This window comes from Pseudomonas sp. GD03903 (assembly GCF_029840045.1).
Lineage (GTDB): Bacteria > Pseudomonadota > Gammaproteobacteria > Pseudomonadales > Pseudomonadaceae > Pseudomonas > Pseudomonas pseudonitroreducens.
On record NZ_JAOCBT010000006.1, the window covers coordinates 212,777 to 232,591 of the forward strand.

The 19,815-nt window shown below is 66.6% G+C and carries 19 protein-coding genes; 9 read left to right on the top strand and 10 right to left on the bottom strand.

Annotation, left to right across the window (positions count from 1 at the left end; genetic code table 11):
- Window positions 1–124: 124 nt before the first annotated feature.
- Window positions 125–2,656 (bottom strand): ATP-dependent helicase HrpB, encoded by a 2,532-nt coding sequence (hrpB, locus tag N5C91_RS11905; RefSeq protein WP_279829807.1) that lies wholly within the window; start codon window positions 2,654–2,656, stop codon window positions 125–127.
- A gap of 192 nt (window positions 2,657–2,848) precedes the next feature.
- Between hrpB and N5C91_RS11910 the strand changes: the two genes are divergently transcribed.
- From N5C91_RS11910 to N5C91_RS11920, 3 genes are read left to right on the top strand one after another with little or no spacing between them, the layout of a single operon-like run.
- The gene (locus N5C91_RS11910; RefSeq protein WP_279829809.1) at window positions 2,849–3,265 is read left to right on the top strand and encodes a polyribonucleotide nucleotidyltransferase; all 417 of its coding nucleotides are present in this window, start codon (window positions 2,849–2,851) and stop codon (window positions 3,263–3,265) included.
- A gap of 1 nt (window position 3,266) precedes the next feature.
- Entirely contained in the window at window positions 3,267–3,779 is a 513-nt protein-coding gene (locus tag N5C91_RS11915) for a DinB family protein (RefSeq protein ID WP_236200556.1), read from the top strand.
- Complete coding sequence (locus N5C91_RS11920) at window positions 3,779–4,675, top strand: cation diffusion facilitator family transporter (protein ID WP_236172469.1); 897 nt, start codon at window positions 3,779–3,781, stop codon at window positions 4,673–4,675. Before N5C91_RS11915 ends, N5C91_RS11920 begins: the two co-directional genes overlap by 1 nt.
- Here the strand turns inward: N5C91_RS11920 and N5C91_RS11925 are convergent.
- Window positions 4,668–5,792, bottom strand: coding sequence for a DUF6515 family protein (locus N5C91_RS11925; protein ID WP_279829812.1), 1,125 nt, complete (start codon window positions 5,790–5,792; stop codon window positions 4,668–4,670). The genes N5C91_RS11920 and N5C91_RS11925 overlap by 8 nt on opposite strands.
- A 439-nt stretch (window positions 5,793–6,231) precedes the next feature.
- On the opposite strand from N5C91_RS11925, the gene N5C91_RS11930 reads away from it, so the two are divergent.
- Both N5C91_RS11930 and N5C91_RS11935 read left to right on the top strand, forming a co-directional pair.
- Window positions 6,232–6,711, top strand: coding sequence for an Lrp/AsnC family transcriptional regulator (locus N5C91_RS11930; protein ID WP_024763946.1), 480 nt, complete (start codon window positions 6,232–6,234; stop codon window positions 6,709–6,711).
- A 376-nt stretch (window positions 6,712–7,087) separates the two neighbouring features.
- Window positions 7,088–7,291 (top strand): DUF2788 domain-containing protein, encoded by a 204-nt coding sequence (locus N5C91_RS11935; protein WP_015475469.1) that lies wholly within the window; start codon window positions 7,088–7,090, stop codon window positions 7,289–7,291.
- Window positions 7,292–7,312: 21 nt separating this feature from the next.
- On the opposite strand, the gene N5C91_RS11940 is transcribed toward N5C91_RS11935, so the two are convergent.
- The gene (locus tag N5C91_RS11940; protein WP_236172577.1) at window positions 7,313–7,879 is read right to left on the bottom strand and encodes a pseudouridine synthase; all 567 of its coding nucleotides are present in this window, start codon (window positions 7,877–7,879) and stop codon (window positions 7,313–7,315) included.
- A 150-nt stretch (window positions 7,880–8,029) separates the two neighbouring features.
- Between N5C91_RS11940 and N5C91_RS11945 the strand changes: the two genes are divergently transcribed.
- Entirely contained in the window at window positions 8,030–9,082 is a 1,053-nt protein-coding gene (locus N5C91_RS11945) for an MBL fold metallo-hydrolase (RefSeq protein WP_279829817.1), read from the top strand.
- A 473-nt stretch (window positions 9,083–9,555) separates the two neighbouring features.
- Here the strand turns inward: N5C91_RS11945 and N5C91_RS11950 are convergent, their stop codons facing one another.
- The 3 genes from N5C91_RS11950 to amn all read right to left on the bottom strand — a co-directional run bounded on the left by N5C91_RS11950 (window position 9,556) and on the right by amn (window position 12,672).
- On the bottom strand, window positions 9,556–10,119 hold the full coding sequence (locus N5C91_RS11950; RefSeq protein WP_279829819.1) for a hypothetical protein: 564 nt from the start codon (window positions 10,117–10,119) through the stop codon (window positions 9,556–9,558).
- Between the two features lie 116 nt (window positions 10,120–10,235).
- Window positions 10,236–11,012, bottom strand: a complete 777-nt coding sequence (gene deoC / locus N5C91_RS11955; protein ID WP_279829821.1) for a deoxyribose-phosphate aldolase — start codon at window positions 11,010–11,012, stop codon at window positions 10,236–10,238.
- 184 nt (window positions 11,013–11,196) lie between these two features.
- Entirely contained in the window at window positions 11,197–12,672 is a 1,476-nt protein-coding gene (amn, locus tag N5C91_RS11960) for an AMP nucleosidase (protein ID WP_236172466.1), read from the bottom strand.
- 585 nt (window positions 12,673–13,257) lie between these two features.
- Between amn and N5C91_RS11965 the strand changes: the two genes are divergently transcribed.
- The 3 genes from N5C91_RS11965 (at window position 13,258) to N5C91_RS11975 (ending at window position 15,033) form a co-directional block, all read left to right on the top strand.
- Window positions 13,258–13,704: a Bro-N domain-containing protein gene (locus tag N5C91_RS11965; RefSeq protein ID WP_279829823.1), complete on the top strand. Its 447-nt coding sequence runs from the start codon at window positions 13,258–13,260 to the stop codon at window positions 13,702–13,704.
- Between the two features lie 724 nt (window positions 13,705–14,428).
- Window positions 14,429–14,704: a type II toxin-antitoxin system Phd/YefM family antitoxin gene (locus tag N5C91_RS11970; RefSeq protein WP_236172464.1), complete on the top strand. Its 276-nt coding sequence runs from the start codon at window positions 14,429–14,431 to the stop codon at window positions 14,702–14,704.
- Entirely contained in the window at window positions 14,701–15,033 is a 333-nt protein-coding gene (locus N5C91_RS11975) for a type II toxin-antitoxin system RelE/ParE family toxin (protein ID WP_236172463.1), read from the top strand. The genes N5C91_RS11970 and N5C91_RS11975 overlap by 4 nt, the downstream gene beginning before the upstream one ends.
- 36 nt (window positions 15,034–15,069) lie before the next feature.
- On the opposite strand, the gene N5C91_RS11980 is transcribed toward N5C91_RS11975, so the two are convergent.
- From N5C91_RS11980 to N5C91_RS11995, 4 genes are all read right to left on the bottom strand, one after another.
- Window positions 15,070–16,719: an acyl-CoA dehydrogenase family protein gene (locus N5C91_RS11980; RefSeq protein ID WP_236200563.1), complete on the bottom strand. Its 1,650-nt coding sequence runs from the start codon at window positions 16,717–16,719 to the stop codon at window positions 15,070–15,072.
- Complete coding sequence (locus N5C91_RS11985) at window positions 16,716–17,399, bottom strand: TetR family transcriptional regulator (protein ID WP_279829828.1); 684 nt, start codon at window positions 17,397–17,399, stop codon at window positions 16,716–16,718. Before N5C91_RS11985 ends, N5C91_RS11980 begins: the two co-directional genes overlap by 4 nt.
- 121 nt (window positions 17,400–17,520) lie before the next feature.
- The gene (locus N5C91_RS11990; RefSeq protein WP_279829829.1) at window positions 17,521–18,771 is read right to left on the bottom strand and encodes an OprD family porin; all 1,251 of its coding nucleotides are present in this window, start codon (window positions 18,769–18,771) and stop codon (window positions 17,521–17,523) included.
- Between the two features lie 64 nt (window positions 18,772–18,835).
- Entirely contained in the window at window positions 18,836–19,813 is a 978-nt protein-coding gene (locus N5C91_RS11995) for an NADH:ubiquinone reductase (protein WP_279829831.1), read from the bottom strand.
- Window positions 19,814–19,815 lie beyond the last annotated feature (2 nt).

The window sequence follows — 19,815 nt, forward strand, 5'->3', positions numbered from 1 at the left end:
TCGACTCCCCGCCACTCCCCGACATCACGGATGACCTGTAGGAGCGAGCTTGCTCGCGAACCCAATACGCTACAGAGCCTTGTTCGCGAGCAAGCTCGCTCCTACCCAAGGCGCAGCGCCATCCTCAGCTCTTTCGCGGCTTCGCCCGCGCCGTGGGCTCGGCGATCAGCGGGTCGTCCGGCCAGTAGTGCTTCGGGTAGCGCCCCTTCAGGTCCTTCTTCACCTCGGCGTAGGTGCTACGCCAGAAGTTGGCCAGGTCCTGGGTCACCTGCACCGGCCGCTGCGCCGGAGATAGTAGATGCAACTTCACCGCCACACGTCCCTGGCCAATGCGCGGCGTATCGGCCAGACCGAACAGCTCCTGCAGGCGCACCGCGAGCACCGGCGGGAACTCGCTGTAATCCAGGCGAATGTTCGAGCCCGAAGGCACCTGCAACGTGCGCGGCGCCAGTTCATCCAGGCGTTGCGGCAATGGCCAGGGCAGCAGCGCATGGAGAATCCCACTCAACTCCAGGTTGCCGAAATGCGAGAGTCGCGACACCTTGCCCAGATACGGCAACAGCCAGTCTTCCAGCGAATCCAGCAGCGCGGCATCGCTGACGTCCGGCCACTCGCTCTCGCCCTTGCCGTCCAGATCGAGCCGCCGTAACAAGGCGATGCGCGCTTGCCACTGCCGCAGCTCCGGCGTCCACGGCAACAACTCCAGGCCCTTGCGGCGCACCAGCCCTAGCAAAGCGCGGCTGCGGGCTTCGGCGTCGAGATTGGGTAGCGCCTCGGTGGACAGCACCAGCTCGCCGACCTTGCGCTGACGCTCGGCGCGCAACACGCCTTCACGCTCGTCCCACTCCAGCTCGTCGTGGACGCTGACCTGCTCGGCGAGAATCGACTCGAACAGCGCCGGCTCCAGCGCCGCCGCCAGGTAGATGCGCTCCTCGCGCTGGCCCTGGCGGCTGCCGAGGTCGGCGATCACCAGCCAGGCTTCCTTCATCAGCGCATCCGGCTCACCGAACAGCGCGGCGCGGCCGTTGGCCAGGCGGTACTCACCGCCACCGGCGCGGCGCTGGCGGGCGATGCGGTCCGGATAGGCGAAGGCCAGCAGGCCGCCGAGCCAGCGCGGATGTTCCGGGTCGACCACCGGTTCACGGGCGGGCCCCCGCAGGTAGCCCTTGAACTGCCGCGCCAACTGGCGAACCCGTTGCACTGCCCCACGGCTCGCGCGCTGGCCGCTCTGCTCGCCGGCCAGTAAAGCGATGCGGTGATGCAGGTCGGCGTCGTTGCCGCGCAGGATGTCGCGTTCGCCCAGCAGGGCGGCCAGATCACAGGCCAATTGTCCCAGCCCCAAGGCGTGGCCGCGCAGCAGCAGGTGGGCGATTCGCGGGTGCGCCGGCACCTCGGCCATGGCCTGGCCGTGGGGCGTCAGTGCTCCCCCGCCGCTGCGCGAGGCCAGCGCGCCGAGACGCTCCAGCAGGTCCTGGGCCTGCGCATAAGCGGCAGCAGGCGGCAGGTCGAGCCAGGCCAGCTCCTGCGGAGCGACGCCCCAGCGAGCCAGTTGCAGGGCCAGGCCAGCCAGGTCGGCCTGGAGAATTTCCGCCGCGCCGTAAGCCGGCAGTTGCTCGTGCTGCGCCTCGGACCACAGGCGATAACAGGCGCCCGGCTCCAGGCGTCCGGCACGGCCGGCGCGCTGGGTAGCAGAGGCACGGGAGATGCGCTGGGTGTCCAGGCGGGTCATGCCGCTACCCGGATCGAAGCGCGGCACCCGCGCCAGCCCCGCGTCCACCACGACACGCACGCCGTCGATGGTCAGGCTGGTTTCGGCGATATTGGTCGCCAGCACCACCTTGCGCTTACCGGCCGGCGCGGGCTCGATGGCGGCGCGCTGGGCGTCGAGGTCGAGTTCGCCGTGCAGCGGACAGATGAGTATTTCGGGGCGACCGGCCAATGCCTCGCCCAATTGATCGGCAACGCGGCGAATCTCCGCCTGGCCGGGCAAGAACACCAGCAGGCTGCCGGGCTCGTCGGCCAGCGCCTGCTGCACCGTCTGCACCACGCGCGGCTCGATGAACTCACCGGCCTGCCACGGCCGGCCCCAGCGGATATCCACCGGGAACATGCGGCCCTCGCTGCGCACCACCGGGGCGTCGTCCAGCAGCGCGGACAGGCGCTCACCCTCCAGAGTCGCGGACATCACCAAAACCTTGAGCGGCGGCTCATCGCGCAGCAGCGCGCGGCCGTTGAGGGTCAGGGCCAGCGCGAGATCAGCATCCAGGGAGCGCTCGTGGAATTCGTCGAAGATCACCAGGCCGACGCCTTCCAGCGCCGGGTCATCCTGCAGGCGGCGGGCGAGGATGCCCTCGGTGACCACCTCGATGCGCGTCTTCGGGCCGACCCTGCTGTCCAGGCGGATGCGGTAGCCGACGGTCTCGCCGACCTTCTCGCCCAGTTCGCTGGCCAGCCGCTCAGCCGCGGCACGGGCGGCCAGGCGGCGCGGCTCCAGCATCAGGATCGACTGCCCGGCCAGCCAGCCCTCGTTCAGCAGCGCCAGCGGCACGCGAGTGGTCTTGCCGGCGCCGGGCGGCGCTTCCAGCACCACCTCGTGGCGCTCGGCCAGGGCCTGGCGCAGCTCGGGGAGAACGCTGTCGATGGGTAGGGCGATCATGCCGGCTCCTGGAACTCGAGTGTCATAAGGCGGTAACCCGGCTTGCGCGGGGGGCGGCGATTATAGCGGGCGAACCAGGCTGCCAACTCGGCAGTCATAGAAGCAACCAGAACGCTGACTAGTGCGAAACTGCCAGCAGCTGTTCAGGACTCGTTGTTATAGTTGTCCGCATCATCCTCCCGGAGGTTTTCCATGCGTCTTGCCACCCGTGTGTCCTGCGCCGTTCTGAGCGCCGCCCTGTTCAGCCAGCTGACCGCCTGCGGCACCCTGTTCTATCCCGACCGTCGCGGCCAGATCGACGGCCGCATCGACCCGGCCATCGTCGCCTTCGACGCCATCGGCCTGTTGTTCTACATCATCCCTGGGCTGATCGCCTTCGGCGTAGACTTCGCCACCGGCGCGATCTACCTGCCCGATGCGAAGTACTCCGTCGCGCCGGAAAAGCTCAAGGATGCCGTGGGTGAAGACGGCAGCGTGGACAAGGCTAAACTCAAGGCGATCCTCGAGCGTGAAACCGGCCGCAGCCTGCCCCTGGACGACCCGCGTCTGATCCAGCGCAGCGGCAGCCTCCAACAACTCGCCAGCCTGGGCCTGCGCCCGGAGGCCTGATATGCACGGCGCTCTCGCTTCACACCTTCAGCAACTCCTGGCGTACCACCAGTGGGCCTACGAACGCATCCTGGAGGCTGTCGCGCCCCTGGATGAAGAGGCCTATCGCGCGCCGCGCGGGCTGTTCTTCGGCAGCCTGCACGGCACCCTCAACCACCTAGCGGTGGTCGATCGCATCTGGTTCGCCCGTGTGCAGCGCGAGCCCTGGCAGTTCGAACGGCTCGACGCCGAGGCCGCGCCCGATCGCGCCGGCCTCGCAGACTTCCTCAATGACGGTGTCGGCGCCTGGCGCCTGTGGCTGAGCAAGCAGAGCGACGCCACCCTCGGCACCCAGCTGGACTACCGCAACATGGCCGGGCAGGAACACCGCCAGAGCCTGGCGAACATCGTCCAGCACCTGGTCAACCACGGCACCCACCACCGCGGTCAGATGAGTGCGGCGATCACCGCGCTGGGCCACAAGGCGCCGCTGCTGGACTACATCTACTTCCTGCCCAACCGCCTGGACACCTGATGCTCAAGCACGCCAGCCACGCCCACCTCATGCGGCTGGCGACCTTTGCGTCGCTCGGCGTCGCCAGCACCCTGATCGTTGCCAAGGCCATCGCCTGGTGGCTCAGCGGCTCGGTCAGCCTGCTCGCCGGCCTCACCGATTCGCTGCTCGACGGCGCCGCCTCCTTCCTCAATCTGCTGGCGGTGCACTACGCCATCCGCCCGGCGGACGACGACCACCGCTACGGCCACGGCAAGGCGGAATCGCTGTCCGGGCTGGCACAGGCGCTGTTCATCGCGGTCAGCGCCGTGCTGGTCGGTGCGCAGGCCATCGACCGCCTGCAACACCCGGAACCGGTGGAAGCCGCCGGCTGGGGCATCGCCGTGATGATCCTGTCCCTGGCACTCACCGCCGGCCTGCTGATGGTGCAGGGCTATGTGGTGAAGATCACCGGCTCCAACGCCATTCGCGCCGACTCCCTGCACTACCGCTCCGACCTGCTGCTCAACAGCAGCATCCTGGTCGCCCTGCTGCTGGCGAACTTCGGCTGGCAGCAGATGGACGCCATCTTCGGCCTGGGCATCGCCTTCTACATCCTCTGGAGTTCGTTCCAGATCGCCCGCGAATCCGTCGCCGTGCTGATGGACGAGGAACTGCCCCCGGACGTCAGCACGCGCATGCTCGAACTGGTAAAGGAAGTGCCCGGCGTGCTGGGCGCGCATGACCTGCGCACACGGATTTCCGGCACGCACTGGTTCGTCCAGCTGCATCTGGAACTGCCCGGCGAGCTGTCACTGTCGAAGGCCCATCACCTGTGCGACGAGGCGGTGCTGGCGATCCACAAGGAATTCCCGCGGGCCGAGGTGCTGGTGCACGCCGACCCGCAGGAAGTGGTGGGCAAAGAGACGATCAGTTGACGCTGTAGCCGCGGCCACTCAGGCAGGCGCCCAGCGCGCGGCGGTAGTTGTCGGCGACGTCGGCCGGCGGCGCGTAACTGGCCGAGGCCGGGTCGAAGCCGCTCTGCTGCACCGCCCAGCCATGGCACTCATAGCGATCGCGGGCCTGCTGGTCCGGCCCCTGGTTGTACAGCGGGTAGGCGATCACGTCATAGCCGGTCTGCGCCACGGCCACCGGCTGCTGCTGGGGCGGCGCCACGACTTCGTAGTCCTGCGAGCTGGCCTGCCACAGGTAGTAGGTGCCGGCAGCCAGGAAGTAGCCGATGCTGCCGACCCACACCTGCTCGGCGTAGGACGGCAGATAGCGCACGCGCACCCCGTAGGGCGGCGTCACTACCACGTAGCGCGAGCCGTAGGGGCGGTACCAGTAGCCGTCGTTGAAGTAGTAGTCATTGCCACGATAAGTCACGCGGTAGTGCCCGCTCGGCATGGCATTCACCACATAGCCTGGCCGCCAGTAGGACGGATGTGGCCCCCAGTTGCCGTGGGGCGGCGGCCGCCCCTGCCAGTTGCCGGATGGTGGGCGCACTTCATGGGAACCGAACTTGCCCGCGTTGTCGTTATTGGCGGGCGGACGGTTCTGCCATTGGCTGTCGCCATAGCCCGGCGGGCGGCCCTGACCGCCCTGCCACTGATTGCCGTTATTGCCATTCTGGCCCGGAGGGCGGCCGTGCCACTGGCCGTTGTCATGGCCGTTGCCGTTGCCGTTGCCGTTTGGCGGATGCCCTTGCCATTGGCCGTTGTTGTTACCGCCATTGCCCGGTGGGCGACCCTGCCATTGGCCATTGTTGTTGCCGCCGGGAGGTCGGCCCTGCCACTGGCCGTTGTTGCCACCGCTGGGCGGACGCCCCTGCCAGCCACCGCCAGAACCGCTCGGGACTTCGTGGGAGCCGAACTTGCCACCGCCAGCGTTGCCCGAACCGCCGGAAGGACGTCCCTGACCACCGCCCTGGCTCGGCGGCTGGCCCTGGCCGCCCTGCGTATCCGCGCCGCCAAAACCGGCAGCCGTGGCGGTCTGCACGGCCAGCGCCAGCGAAAGCACAGCGAAGGAGGCGAACCGCCCGATGCCCGACTTCATGAATTCCTCACTTCGGCGACGGCCGAAAACAGTGATGTGACAATGCCATAGACCACGGCGCAACGCCCGCATTGCAAGGTGTTGGGTAAAGTCAGGGTAAAGATGGGGGCAAATCGCGGGCAAGAAAAAAGGGAGGCTCGTCAGCCTCCCTTTGTGGAATCTCGTCCTGCTCGTCGCTGTTGGCGCCGGCTCACCTCGCTCCGCCTTCTGGGCAGTGCGTAGCCCGGTGGCCGGCGCGATCCTGTGGGTTCGGCGGGCCGCGAAGCGCCTGATTGGGCGGATCGCAGGGGACGTAATGTCCGGGCTGTGAATCTGGAAGAAATAGTACGGCGACAGAGCAAGGAAATGATTGCTAAGATTGCTCATACAGGCACCACCTGAGCAACAAACAGCTAAAAATTACGCCAAAAGCGCAATTCAATTAAAATCCGAGGCTTTCATGGACAAGCTGGACCGCTACGACCTGCGAATTCTTGCCGAACTGCAACGCGATGCGCGCATCTCCAACCAGGAACTGGCCGAACGCATCGGCCTGTCCCCCTCTCCTTGCTCGCGGCGGGTCAAGCAGCTCGAGGACGACGGCTACATCGTCCGTCAGGTCGCCCTGCTGGACAGCAAGAAACTCGGCCTGAGCCTTACCGCCTTCGTGCTGATCGGCATGGACCGGCACACCCCGGAGCGCTTCGAGCACTTCCAGCAGATCATCGGCAAGTGTCCCGAAGTGCTGGAATGCAGCCTGGTGACCGGGATGGACGCAGACTACCAGCTCAAGGTGATGGTGCCGGACATGGAGCACTATCAGCACTTCCTGCTCGGCACGGTCACGCGCATCGAGGGCGTTACCAGCGTGCGGTCGAGCTTCGTGCTGCGCAACGTGCTGGCGAGCACCGAATTGCCGCTGGATCACCTGCGCGTCTGATCAGTTTTTTGTGGGAGCGAGCTTGCTCGCGAACAGAGCCCGCCCCGCACGCCGATGCCTGGGCGGTTCGCGAGCAAGCTCGCTCCTACAGCCATTCCCGTCGCTGATGAGTAATGCGACCTGCAGAAGCAGCCAAGCCTGCGACACAGCAGCGCACCCTGTCTCCCGCCGAACGAAATCGATACCGGAAATTTCCCCGCCAGCCGGGCTGCGGCGGGAATTTTCGCGGCATTGCGTCCGTCGCGCAGGAGGAACTGGTCAATTTATGAACGGCTCTGAACGACAAAGCGTCGCATGCGTATAATGCGCGCCTTCTCCACCACCACCCTCAGTCCCGGCGCCCCACGAGACACGTCCGTACCGGGCAGGAGCAGCAATGAACGAAAGTTTCGAAGACTGGATGATGTATGGCCTGGTGACCGGCCTGATCCTGTTCATGGCCTTCATCGTCTGGGACCTCGCGAAGAAGTCCAAGGCCGGCCGCATGGGCACCATGGTGCTGTTCTTCGCACTGGGCCTGGGCGTGCTCGGTTTCCTGATCAAGTCGGTGGTCGTCGCCGGACTCGAAGGCGGCTTCTGAAGCACGTCCCCGCCCCGATGATCACAGCTCGGGGCTGACTTCCCGCCACTCTCCCGGCTGCAGTCCGTCCAGCTGCCACGGCCCGATGCGCACGCGCACCAGGCGCAGCGTGGGCAGGCCGACCGCCGCCGTCATCCGCCGCACCTGGCGGTTGCGTCCCTCGCGGATCACCAGTTCCAGCCAGGCCGTGGGCACCGACTTGCGGAAACGCACCGGCGGGTCGCGCTCCCACAGCTGTGGCTCATCCAGGCGCCGCGCCTCGGCCGGCAGGGTCGGGCCGTCGTTGAGCTGCACGCCCTTGCGCAACTGGTCGAGCTGCTCGTCGCTCGGTTCGCCTTCCACCTGCACCCAATACGTCTTCGGCAGCTTGTGCTTCGGATCGGCGATGCGCGCCTGCAGGCGGCCGTCGTTGGTCAGCAGCAACAGGCCTTCGCTGTCGCGGTCCAGGCGCCCGGCCGGATAGACGCCCGGCACATCGACAAAATCCTTCAGCGTTGCGCGACCGTCGCTGTCGTTGAACTGCGTCAGCACGTCGAACGGCTTGTTCAGCAGGATCAGCCTGGGTTGCGCCGGCGGCGCCTTGGCCACGCGGCGGGGCGCGGGACGGGCGGCAGGACGGCGATTGGCGGGGCGCGGAGGACGAGGCATGGCGAAAAGACTGGTAACCGAGGTTGGGGTACGGCGAATGCCCGGCATGCTAGGTTGTGCCGAGTACTCATCGCAAGAGCAGGCACAAGCATGCCCACGAGCCACCCCACCTGGCTGATCACCTTGCAGAACCTCAGCGGTCGCCTCGGCGCCCGCTATCGCGGCCCGCAGTCGGCGCACTTCGACGGTACCCGCTTCCAAAATCTCGACCGCCAACCGCACAACGGCCTGCGCGCCTTCCTCAAATGGCAGCGTGAGCGCGGCCGCCAGCAGGAATGGATCGCCCAGCCCGGCCCCGACGCCCGCCCGGAGACACCAGCGCGCGTCGCAGGCGACGAGCTGCGCGTCACCTACATCAACCACGCCACCCTGCTGATTCAGCACCGCGGCCTGAACATCCTCACCGACCCGCTCTGGTGCGAGCGCACCAGCCCGTTCAGCTTCGTCGGCCCCAAGCGCGTACATCCGCCGGGTCTGGCGCTGGACGAGTTGCCGCCGATCAACCTGATCCTGGTCAGCCACAACCATTACGACCATCTGGATATCCACAGCCTGCGCGAGCTGGCCCGGCGCTTCCCGTCGGCGAAGGTGGTGACCGGCCTGGGCAATGGCGAGCTGATCCGCGCCTGCGGCTTCACTGACATCGCCGAGCTGGACTGGTGGCAGAGCCTGCCGATGCCCGAGGGCATGCTGCTCACTGGCGTGCCGGCGCAGCACTGGTCGGCGCGTTCGCGGCGCGATACCAACCGTACGCTGTGGATGGGCTTCGTGCTGGAGTCGCCGGACGGCCCGCTGTTGTTCCCCGGCGATACCGGGCTGGGCGAAGAGTTCGGTCTGATGCATGAACGCTTCGGCCCCATGCGCTTCGCCGCCCTGCCCATTGGCGCCTATGAGCCGCGCTGGTTCATGCGCCACCACCACATGAACCCGGACGACGCCGTGCAGGCGCACCAGCATCTCGACTCGCAGTGCAGCATGGCAATCCACTTCGGCACCTTCCGCCTGAGCGATGAAGGGCAGTTCACGCCGCTCAGCGACCTGGCCAAGGCCCTCGAGCAGCGCGGCGTGGCCGCAGAGCGTTTCCGCGCGCCCAAGCCCGGCGAGCAGTGGCTCGTGCCACCGATGCCGGATGCTTCCCTCTAGGAGCGAATGTGCTCGCGAACGTGCTTTCCGGCGGCGGCAGTGCTGGGTGGTTCGCGAGCAAGCTCTCTCCTACAGAGAGCCGGGCGTAAGGCCCCTACGAAAGCGCACGGCGGTTGTCCCTGGGTAGGAGCGAGCTTGCTCGCGAATGTGCTTTCCGGTGGCGGCAGTGCTGGGCGGTTCGCGAGCGAGCTCGCTCCTACAGAAAGCCGGGCGTAAGGCCCCTGCGAAAGCGCACGGCGGTTGTCTCTGGGTAGGAGCGAGCTTGCTCGCGAATGTGCTTTCCGGCAGCGGCAGTGCTGGGCGGTTCGCGAGCGAGCTCGCTCCTACAGAAAGCCGGGCGTAATGCCCCTGCGAAAGCGCACGGCGGTTGTCTCTGGGTAGGAGCGGACTTCGTCCGCGATTGGCGTCAGGCCAACACCGGCCCACCGACAACACCCGGTTCGCGAGCCAGCTCCCTCCAGCGAAGAGCAGTCTCAGTTCTCCCGCACCCGCTTGCTGCAGCAGTTGCGATAACGCTTGCCGCTGTTGCATGGGCACGGCTTGTCGCCGCGGCCGCCCAGTTCCAGCCAGCTTTCCAGCCGTTGACGCATGGATTCGCGGACTTCCCGGCGCTCGTCATCCATCTGCGCTTTGCTCAGCTCGCGGCTGAGCCAGAGGTAATCCTCCAGCAGCTCGTCACGCTCCAGCGCATGCAGTTGTTCGGCCAGCGGCACGCCTTCGTAGCGGCGCTTCGGGTCGGGCAGGAAGGCGATGGCTTCGCCGCCCGGCAGCACATTCCACAAGCGACCCTGGGCATCGCGCCAGCAGGCGCTGAAGCGGGCGCGCAGGGCTAGCCCCGGCCACTCTTCCAGGCACCAGCCGTCTACCCGCTCACCGCCCAGCCCCTCCACCGCCTTGCCCACCGAGAACCAGGGTTCGCCGGCGATGCTGTCGGGCAGCGGTAGCGGTGCGGCGACTTCGGGCGTGCCGTTTTCCACCAGGCGGCGGGCGAAGCGGCGCAAGGGGTTGGTCAGGTGCGAGGGGGCGCGAAACGGCATGCAATCACCAGCGGAAGAGGTCGGCGAAAGTCCGACCGAAGGGACGCACCACGGTTCCCCGTGGCGCGGGAGGCGAGCATTCTAGGCTCGCCTCGGGCTGCGTCAACGCGGGCGATTCAGTAGCTGCGCGTGGAGATGGGCTTGGCCTGCGTGCCCAACTCGCGCAGCAGATCGTCCAGCAGCGATGAAGCCCCGAAGCGCAGGTGCTCCGGAGTGATCCAGCCGGCGCCGAAATGCTCCTCCACCAGCGCCCGGTAGAGCTGCGCATCGGCCAGCGTGCGCAGGCCGCCGGACACCTTGAGCCCTACCTTGCCGCCCTCCTCCTCGATGGTTTCGAGCATCACCCGCACCGCCTCGGGCGTGGCGTTCACCGCCACCTTGCCGGTGCTGGTCTTGAGGAAGTCGGCGCCACCGGCGATGGCTTCGCGGCAGGCCGTGCGGATCAGCTGCGGATCGGCCAGCTCGCCGGTTTCCAGGATCACCTTGAGTCGGTGGTACGGTCCGCACAGCGTCTTGCAGGTACGGATCAGCTCCACGGCAGCGGTTGCCTCGCCGGCCTTGAGCTTGCGCCAGGGGTAGACCAGGTCGATCTCGTCGGCGCCCTCTGCGAGGGTCTTGCGCACCTCCTCCACCACCTCCGCCAACGGCGCAGTGCCGGCGGGGAAGTTGCACACGCTGGCGACCTTCACGCCGCGTCCGCCCAGGGTGTTGAGCGTGCGCCGGGCCACATGCACCAGCTTCGGCCACACGCACACCGCCGCCGCCTCGCCATACGGCGTCAGCGCGCGGCGGCAGAGCTCCACGGTGCTTTGCAGGTCATCGCCGGCATTCAGCGAGGTCAGGTCCAGCAGGGCGAGCACGCGGCCCGCCGGGGTCTTGCGAGGATCGGTCATCGGCAACACTCTCCATCGGCTTTCTTCAGACGGCCTGCACCGTAGGGCGCATAACCTGGAACAGGTTATCCGCCGCAACCGCCACGGCGGATAACGCTGGCGCGTGATGCGCCCTACGCGGCTTCCTTGATGCAGCCGGGGCAATCACCATCGCCCTGGCAGCCGCGCCGCGCCCTGTCGCAGATCAGCGGAACGGCGGCTCGTCAAAGCTGCGCAGCTTGCGCGAGTGCAGCGAGTTGAGCTGGGTGCGCAGCAGATCGACGGCGGCGATGCCGATGGACAGGTGCTGGCTCACCGCGCGCTGGTAGAACGCGGTGGCCGCGCCGGGCAGCTTGATCTCGCTGTGCAGCGGCTTGTCCGACACGCACAACAGCGTGCCGTAGGGCACCCGCAGACGGTAACCCTGCGCGGCAATGGTGCCGCTTTCCATGTCCACCGCGATCGCCCGCGCCAGGTTGATCAGCGGACGTTCCTGGGCCCAGTGCAGCTCCCAGTTGCGGTCGTCGTAGGTGAGCACGGTGCCGGTGCGCAGGCGGCGCTTGAGCTGGTCGCCGCGCTCGCCGGTGACCACCGCCGCGGCCTCCTGCAGCGCCAGTTGCACTTCCGCCAGCGCCGGGATCGGGATGTGCGGCGGCAGTACGCGGTCGAGAATGCCGTCGCGACGCATGTAGGCGTGGGCCAGCACGTAGTCGCCGATGGTCTGCGATTGGCGCAGGCCGCCACAGTGGCCGACCATCAGCCAGCAGTGCGGGCGCAGCACGGCGAGGTGGTCGGTGATGTTCTTCGCGTTGGACGGGCCGACGCCGATGTTCACCAGGGTCACACCGTCGCCATCTTCGGCGATCAGGTGGTAGGCCGGCATCTGGAAGCGATGCCACTCGACGCTGGCGACAATGGCGTTGGCCTCGCCGGCATCGAGGCCGCGCTCGATGATCACGTTGCCCGGCAGCACCATGCGCACGAAGCGCGGGTCATCGCGCAGGCGCTCCAGGCCCAGGTGGATGAACTGGTCGACGTAGCGGTGGTAGTTGGTCAGCAGGATCCACGGCTGCACATGGCGCCAGTCGCTGCCGGTGTAGTGCACCATGCGACGCAGGGAAAAGTCGGTGCGCGCGGCGTCGAACAGCGCCAGCGGCATCGGGTCGGCGTTCTCCCATTCGTAGAGACCATCCGCAACGCCGTCGGACGTCGCCGACAGATCAGTGCTGGGGAACACCCGCGCCAGCTCGGCGGCGGTCACCCCGGAGCCACCCAGCTCGTCACCGCTTTCCACCACGTAGGGGTAAGGAATGTTCTGCTGGCTGACACCGACTTCCACGCGCACGGTGAAGTCTTCCATCAACGGGCGCAGTTGCTCGAGCAGGTATTTGCGGAAGGCCTTGGGTTGGGTGATGGTCACCGCGTAGGTGCCAGGCACCTGGACCTTGGCGTAGGCGCGGGTGGTGGAGGGCACTTCGCCCTGGCACAGGTAGGTCACCCGCAGCAGCGGGTAGCGGAATTGTTCGCGCTGCTGCGCGTCGGGGACTTCGCGGTCCTTCAGGTACCGCTTGAGCGCCTGGTTCAGGGCGCCGGTGGCGCGCTCGTGGAGCACGGCCAGTCGATCGACGGCCTCTTCGGCGGTCTGCGCGACGAAGAACTCGTCGCCAGTCGTAAGACTCATGGTGGGCATCCTGTCTGAACGATCAGCTCCATCTTGCCTGCTTCCGTCACAGAAAGGGATGACAGATTCCGAACCGGCAGGACGAGCGGAAGGGTTGAAGAAAGCCTATGACAGAATCCGCGACCGCGAGTGCGGATGACAGCCGAAAGGAATCGACGGCATTCCATTTTCGTATATCGCTTGTCAGGTCGTCCCAAGCTGCTGGAAGCGTCTTGTTTATCAAGGTGCCGCCGCTAGATTGGCCGCGCTGCGGTCAATCCCGCAGCCGGGTTTGACGGCCTGATGGTTTGGGCACTTATGCGTCTAGCAATGCACGTGAAGATGATGCCCATCTTTGCAAGCCGTTCTGCGTCTGCAACTCAAGCAGTCACGCTCAATGGCAGATCGCGCAGGGAGATTCATTCATTGAATGGGTCTGCCGGTTCGTCCAAACGCCGGTCCGTCAACCCCGCGCGGTCTGCCACCCTTCGATTGACGGCGGAGGGCAGCAGGTACCTTCACTTTGTTTGGGCTGCTACCTCTATGAATCAAGAAGCTCGCAATGCAACTGTATTTATCCGCCACCAGCGCCCGCTCCGGGCCCTGATGCTGGAAAACCAACCCTGGTTCGCCGCCAGCGATCTGGGCGGCCTGATGGGCTGCCCGGCGGAGCACTTCACCGTACATCGCCTCGACGCCGACCTGAAGCGCCGGGAGCGGCTGCAGACCCACAATGGCGAGCAGGACACCTGGCTGGTCTGCGAAGCCGGCTTCTTCAATCTCCTGTCCCGCTACCGCCACCCGGAAAACCGCAGCCTGCGGCAGTGGATCACCGGCGAAGTCATCCCCGCCCTGCGCGGCCCCACCCTCCCCGTCCAGCACCCACGCCGCTCCCTGCTGCGCTGGGAAAGCCGCGACATCGCGCTGCTGGAATGGAACGACCAGCTCTGGGTGCGCTACAGCGACGTGCCGCAGCTCCTGCAGCCCAAAACCGCTACCGCACCACGCTCCGGCTGGTGGCGCTCCTTGCGCTGGCGCCTGACGCCCCCGTAGGGCGCATAACCTGGAACAGGTTATCCGCCGGAATCTCCACGGCGGATAACGCTGGCGCGTTATTCGCCCTACAAAACTCCTTGCGCTGGCGCCTGACGCCCCCGTAGGGCGCATAACCTGGAACAGGTTATCCGCCGGAGTCTCCACGGCGGATAACGCTGGCGCGTTATTCGCCCTACAAAACTCCTGCGCTGGCGCCTGACGCCCCCGTAGGGCGCATAACCTGGAACAGGTTATCCGCCGGAGTCTCCGCGGCGGATAACGCTGGCGCGCTATTCGCCCTACAAAACTCCTTGCGCTGGCGCCTGGCGCCCCCGTAGGGCACATAACCTGGAACAGGTTATCCGCCGGAATCTCCGCGGCGGATAACGCTGGCGCGTTATTCGCCCTACAAAACTCCTTGCGCTGGCGCCTGACGCCCCGTAGGGCGCATAACCTGGAACAGGTTATCCGCCGGAATCTCCACGGCGGATAACGCTGGCGCGTTATTCGCCCTACAAAACTCCTTGCGCTGGCGCCTGACGCCCCCGTAGGGCGCATAACCTGGAACAGGTTATCCGCCGGAATCTCCGCGGCGGATAACGCTGGCGCGTTATTCGCCCTACGAAGCTTCTGACACAAAAGGCAGACAGACTTCGCCCTTGATCTTCCGTCTGACCAGCGACATCATGGACAATCCAGACCTTATAAAGTCTTTATTCAGACCTATCTACAGGTACACACCGTGCGCTACTCCAGCCAGGTCAAACCTATCAGCTACTTGAAAGCCAACGCCGCCGAAGTGCTCAAGCAACTCGGCGAGCAGCAGGAACCCATGATCATCACGCAGAACGGCGAGGCCAAAGCGGTGATCCAGGACGTGCACTCCTATGAGCAAACCCAGGAAACGCTGGCCCTGTTGAAGGTGCTCGCACTGGGCAACCAGGAAATCGCAGCCGGGGAAACCCGTTCGATCGACGAAGTGGCCGCGCGTCTGCGCAAACGTCGCCAGCAGTCGTGAGCCGAGACATCTATCAGGTCCTGATCACTCGCGGCGCAGAGCGGGATCTGGAAGGCATCCACGACTACATCGCCGATTTCGACTGCCCAGAGAACGCCGATTACGTGCTCGACCAGTTGCTGCAGGCCATCGCCGAACTACGTCAGCAGCCCCAGCGCGGCAGCCATCCCAAGGAGCTGATGAGCCTGGGCATTCAGGAATACCGCCAGATTTTCTTCAAGCCATACCGCGTCATCTATCGCATCGCTGGCAACACGGTGCATGTCTATCTGGTGATCGACGGGCGCCGCGACTTCCAGCAATTACTGAGCAAGCGCCTGCTGGGCTGAAAATGTGGGGCGCACCGGCCCCACCCTTTCCACAAATCACGCCAGGTGCGGCGTCGCCCGCGCCACCAGCGCTTCCACATCCACCCCGCGCGGCAGGGTGCCGTAGACGCGGCCGCCGTCGTCCAGGCGGCTGGCGATGAAGGCGTCGGAGACCACCGAGTTGCCCGCTTCCAGCAGCAGCTTGGCCTGCAGGGCAACGGCGACGTTCTCGGTGAGCTGGCGGGCGCGGTACTGGATGTCCTGGGTGTCGGCGAAGGACGCCTTGAGGTTGCCGATGAACGAGGCCAGGCGCGCATCGCCATGGCCGTCGCCGAGTTCGGCGAACAGGGCGTCGAGCACGCCCGGCTCCTTGGACAGGGCGCGCAGCACGTCCAGGCACTGCACGTTGCCCGAGCCTTCCCAAGTGGAGTTGACCGGCGCCTCGCGGTACAGGCGCGGGAGGATGGTGTCCTCGACGTAGCCGGCGCCGCCCAGGCATTCGGCGGCTTCGTTGATCATCGCGGGGGCACGCTTGCAGATCCAGTACTTGCCCACGGCGGTGACCAGGCGGGCGAACTTGTCTTCCTGTTCGTCGTGCAGGTGGTCCAGGGCGCGGCCCATGCGCATGGTCAGGGCCAGCGCGGCTTCGCTTTCCAGGGCGAGGTCGGCCAGCACGTTCTGCATCAGTGGCTGCTCGGCCAGCACGCGGCCGCCGACCTGGCGGTAGGCGCAATGGTGCGCGGCCTGGGTCAGCGCCTGGCGCATCAGCGAGCTGGAACCGATCATGCAGTCGAAGCGGGTCATGGCGACCATCTCGATGATGGTCGGTACGCCGCGGCCTTCCTCGCCGACCATCCAGGCCAGCGCGCCACGGTATTCCACTTCGCTGGAGGCGTTGGACCAGTTGCCCAGCTTGTTCTTCAGGCGCTGGATGTAGAACTCGTTGCGGCTGCCGTCCGGGCGGTGGCGCGGCAGCAGGAAGCAGGTCAGGCCCTTGTCGGTGTAGGCCAGGGTGAGGAAGGCATCGCACATCGGCGCCGAGCAGAACCACTTGTGGCCGACCAGCTCGTAAGCCTGGCCCGGGCCGGGCATGCCCACCGGATAGGCGCGGGTGGTGTTGGCGCGCACGTCGGTGCCGCCCTGCTTCTCGGTCATGGCCATGCCGATGGTGGCGCCAGCCTTCTGCTCGATGGGCAGGTTGCGCGGGTCGTACTCGGTGGAAAGAATCTTCGGCAGCCACTTCTCGGCGATATCCGCTTGCAGGCGGATGGCCGGCACGCTGGCGAAGGTCATGGTCAGCGGGCAGCCGGTGCCAGCTTCGGCCTGGCTGTGCAGGTAGCTGAGGCCGGCGCGGGCCACCTGGGCACCGGCGCGCGGGTCGGTCCAGGGCATGGACGGGATGCCGGCCTCGATGGAGGCGCGCATCAGCTCGTGGTAGGCCGGGTGGAATTCGATCAGGTCGACGCGATGGCCGTAGCGGTCATGGGACTTGAACACCGGTTTGTTCTCGTTGGCCAGGAAGCCCGCTGCCATCAGCGGCCCGCCCGCCAGCGCGCCGTAGGCGTCGAGTTTCTGCTCGGCGAAGCCACCGCCGTAGCGGCGCACCCACTCCTGCAGCGGTACGTCGACGCGATAGAGGTTGGCGCCATCCAGCGGCGGCACCTGGTTGGTCACTTCGTGGGTTTCGGCGTACTGGTGCGGGATCATGGCTGGTCCTCCATCACAGGCGTGGGCCTGGCAGGTTTTGGCAAAGCAGCAGGGAACGCACCGACGGCGCGCAGGCAGAAGTTCACGAGGGCGTCGCTGACGTCCTCCAGGGAAACCTTGGATTCGCCGGCATCCCGCGCGGCGCGGGCTGGCGGCGAGAGCGGGCCGATCAGCGCCTCGGCAATCGCGCCGACCAGGCAGGCGGCGGTCAGTTGCACCGGCTGGGGCTGGAATTCGCCGGCGGCGATGCCCTGCTCCAGCAGGGTGACGAACAGGGCGGCGTAGGCTTCGCGGTAGACCAGGCGCTGCTCGTCCACCTCAGGGTCGACCGGTTCGGCGATCAGCGCAAAGGCCAGCTGACGACTGCCCCAGGCACGGGCGGCGAACTGGTGCAGGCCGCGGCTCAGGCGCTCGGCGGCGCTGCCCGAGTCGTTCAGCAGCGCGCCCAGCGCATCGACCTCGCGCTGGCTGGCGCGGGCGAAGACTTCGGCGGCCAGTTCGCCCTTGCCGCTGAAATGCCGATAGAGGCTGCCAGTGGCGATACCGGCGGCGTCCGCCAGGCTCTGCATGGTCAGCGCGGCGAAGCCGCCGTCGACGACCCGCGCCAACGCCAGCTCGAGAATGCGCTCGCGCAGTTCGCCGTCCTTTTGCAGCCGGGCCTGGGTTTGCCGGTATGCCATGGTCTGAATCCTGATTCACTGCATTGAAAGCAGTGAATCATGGTTCAGACTTTGTCTGAAAGGGACATTCCCGCCACGGGCGGGGCGATTCTGGCCAAACCGCCACCGCCCGTAACGACTATTACCAGAGCGGCATCTGGTAGCTGACGATGACCCGCGTTTCGTCGATGTCGTTGCCGAAATCGCTGCGGAAGGCGCCGTTGCGCACCTTGAAGCCGAGGTTCTTCAGCGGGCCGTTCTGCACCACGTAGCCGATGTCGGTGTCGCGCTCCCACTCCTTGCCGCGCCCCTGGCCGTTCAGCAGGTCGATGTGGTCGCCTTGCAGGTAACGGGTCATGAAGGTCAGGCCGGGCAGGCCGAGGCCGGCGAAGTCGTAGTCGTAGCGCGCCTGCCAGGAGCGCTCGTCCTTGTTGGCGAAGTCGCCGATCTGCACGAAGTTGGTCAGGTACGGGTCGGTGCCGGACAGGTAGGCGAAACCGGTGTCGCCGGACATGCGCTGGTAGCCCACGCCAAAGCCGCTGCCGCCGATGCGGTAGGTGAACAGGGCGTTGAGCGCGCGGTTGTCGACATTGCTGCCGCCGTCGTCGGTGGAGCGCGCCCAGCGGATGTCGGACTTGAGCGACTGGCCCTCGGCGATGGGCAGCGTGTGGACCACGCTCAGGTAGTGCTGGCGGTAGAAGTTTTCCAGGCCGCCGTAGTGGTAGCTGGTGCTGAGATTGTCGGTCCAGCGGTAGGTGCCGCCGGCGAGGTTGAAGCGGTCGCTGCTGGTATGGCTGCCGAGCACGATGTTGCGCTTGTTGCCGCGGGTCATCGACAGGTCTTCGTCGTTGCTCGAGTCGCGCTGCTTCACCTGGCGCAGCTGGCCGAGTTGCGCGGTGAGGCCGTCGATCTCGTTGATCTCCGCGAGGCCACCCTGGAAGGTCTGCGGGTGCAGGCGGGTATCGTTGTATTGCACCACCGGCAGCTTCGGCAGCAGCGTGCCGACCTTCAGGGTGCTTTTCGAGGCGCGCAGCTTGGCGGTCACGCCCAGGTCGCTGTAATCGTCGGCGGCGCGCTTGTCGCGGGCTGAATACGGCAGCAGGCCGGAGCCGGTGCGATCCGGGCTGGAGTCCAGCTTGATGCCCAGCAGGCCGAGCGCATCGACGCCCACGCCGACCGTGCCTTCGGTGTAGCCGGACTCGAAGCGCAGCAGGAAGCCCTGCGCCCACTCCTCGGATTTCGACTGCGCGGCACCGCTCTGGCGATAGTCGCGGTTGAAGTAGAAATTGCGCAGTTCCAGGTTGGCCTTGCTGTCCGCGATGAAGTCCGCGTGGGCGAACAGGGGCAGGCAGGCGAAGCTCGATACGAGCGCCCGTACGGGAAGATTTTTCATTGTTGTTGTCTCTTCGTCAGGTGAGGTGAAGGCGGCGCCGCTCCTGAAGGCGCCGCACTCGGGATCAATCGGCGAGCAAGCCCTCCAGTCGCTTTCGGATCAACTCGCGCGCCTGCTCGACAATGCCGCGCAGCAGTTCCTCGCAGCTTGGTTCGTCATCGATCAGGCCCTGGACCATGCCGGCGGACCAGATGCCCAGGTCGGTGTCGCCCTGCTCGTAGACCGTGCGCCCGCGCAGGCCGCTGACCAGCGTGGCGATGTCGGCGTAGGTGGCATTGCCACGCGCCTCGATGGCCAGCACTTCCTGGCTGATGGCGTTGCGCGCAACCCGCGCGCTGTTGCGCAGCGAACGCATGATCACGTCGGTGGAGCGCTCGTCGGCGGCGCGGATGGCCGCCTTGACCTGCGGGTGGATCGGGCATTCGCGGGTGCTGAGGAAGCGCGTGCCCATGTTGATCGCATCGGCCCCCAGCGCCAGCGCCGCCACCAGCCCTCGGCCGTCGGCGAAACCACCGGAGGCGATGATCGGCACCCGCAGCCGGTTGGCTGCGACGGGCAGCAATACCAGGCCGGGAATGTCGTCCTCGCCCGGATGCCCGGCGCACTCGAAGCCGTCGACGGACACCGCATCGACTCCCAGTTGCTCGGCCTTCAGCGCATGGCGCACGGCCGTGCACTTGTGGATGACCTTGACCCCATGTTGGCGGAACTCGGCGATGTGCTCGCCGGGATTGTTCCCGGCGGTTTCGACCACGCCGATTCCACTCTCGATGATCACCGCGCGGTACTCGGCGTAGGGAATCGGCTTCTGCGTCGGCAGCAGCGTCAGGTTGACGCCGAAGGGCTGGTCGGTGAGCTCGCGGCAGCGCGCGATCTCGTCGGCCAGCGCCTGCGGCGTCGGCTGGGTCAGCGCCGACAGCGTTGCCAGGCCACCGGCGTTGGCCACTGCCGCCGCCATCTCGGCGCGCCCCACCCACTGCATGCCGCCCTGCATGATCGGGTGTTCGACGCCGAAGGTTTCGGTGAATCGGGTCTTGAACATGG

Coding starts and splice junctions, on each gene's coding strand:
- N5C91_RS11980 (WP_236200563.1), bottom strand. CDS start 16,719: ATGATCCCGCACCAGTACGCCGAAACCCACGAAGTGACCAACCAGGTG.
- N5C91_RS11935 (WP_015475469.1), top strand. CDS start 7,088: ATGAACGAAAGTTTCGAAGACTGGATGATGTATGGCCTGGTGACCGGC.
- N5C91_RS11985 (WP_279829828.1), bottom strand. CDS start 17,399: ATGGCATACCGGCAAACCCAGGCCCGGCTGCAAAAGGACGGCGAACTG.
- N5C91_RS11990 (WP_279829829.1), bottom strand. CDS start 18,771: ATGAAAAATCTTCCCGTACGGGCGCTCGTATCGAGCTTCGCCTGCCTG.
- N5C91_RS11995 (WP_279829831.1), bottom strand. CDS start 19,813: ATGTTCAAGACCCGATTCACCGAAACCTTCGGCGTCGAACACCCGATC.
- hrpB (WP_279829807.1), bottom strand. CDS start 2,656: ATGATCGCCCTACCCATCGACAGCGTTCTCCCCGAGCTGCGCCAGGCC.
- deoC (WP_279829821.1), bottom strand. CDS start 11,012: ATGACCGATCCTCGCAAGACCCCGGCGGGCCGCGTGCTCGCCCTGCTG.
- amn (WP_236172466.1), bottom strand. CDS start 12,672: ATGAGTCTTACGACTGGCGACGAGTTCTTCGTCGCGCAGACCGCCGAA.
- N5C91_RS11965 (WP_279829823.1), top strand. CDS start 13,258: ATGCTGGAAAACCAACCCTGGTTCGCCGCCAGCGATCTGGGCGGCCTG.
- N5C91_RS11945 (WP_279829817.1), top strand. CDS start 8,030: ATGCCCACGAGCCACCCCACCTGGCTGATCACCTTGCAGAACCTCAGC.
- N5C91_RS11930 (WP_024763946.1), top strand. CDS start 6,232: ATGGACAAGCTGGACCGCTACGACCTGCGAATTCTTGCCGAACTGCAA.
- N5C91_RS11915 (WP_236200556.1), top strand. CDS start 3,267: ATGCACGGCGCTCTCGCTTCACACCTTCAGCAACTCCTGGCGTACCAC.
- N5C91_RS11950 (WP_279829819.1), bottom strand. CDS start 10,119: ATGCCGTTTCGCGCCCCCTCGCACCTGACCAACCCCTTGCGCCGCTTC.
- N5C91_RS11920 (WP_236172469.1), top strand. CDS start 3,779: ATGCTCAAGCACGCCAGCCACGCCCACCTCATGCGGCTGGCGACCTTT.
- N5C91_RS11925 (WP_279829812.1), bottom strand. CDS start 5,792: ATGAAGTCGGGCATCGGGCGGTTCGCCTCCTTCGCTGTGCTTTCGCTG.
- N5C91_RS11910 (WP_279829809.1), top strand. CDS start 2,849: ATGCGTCTTGCCACCCGTGTGTCCTGCGCCGTTCTGAGCGCCGCCCTG.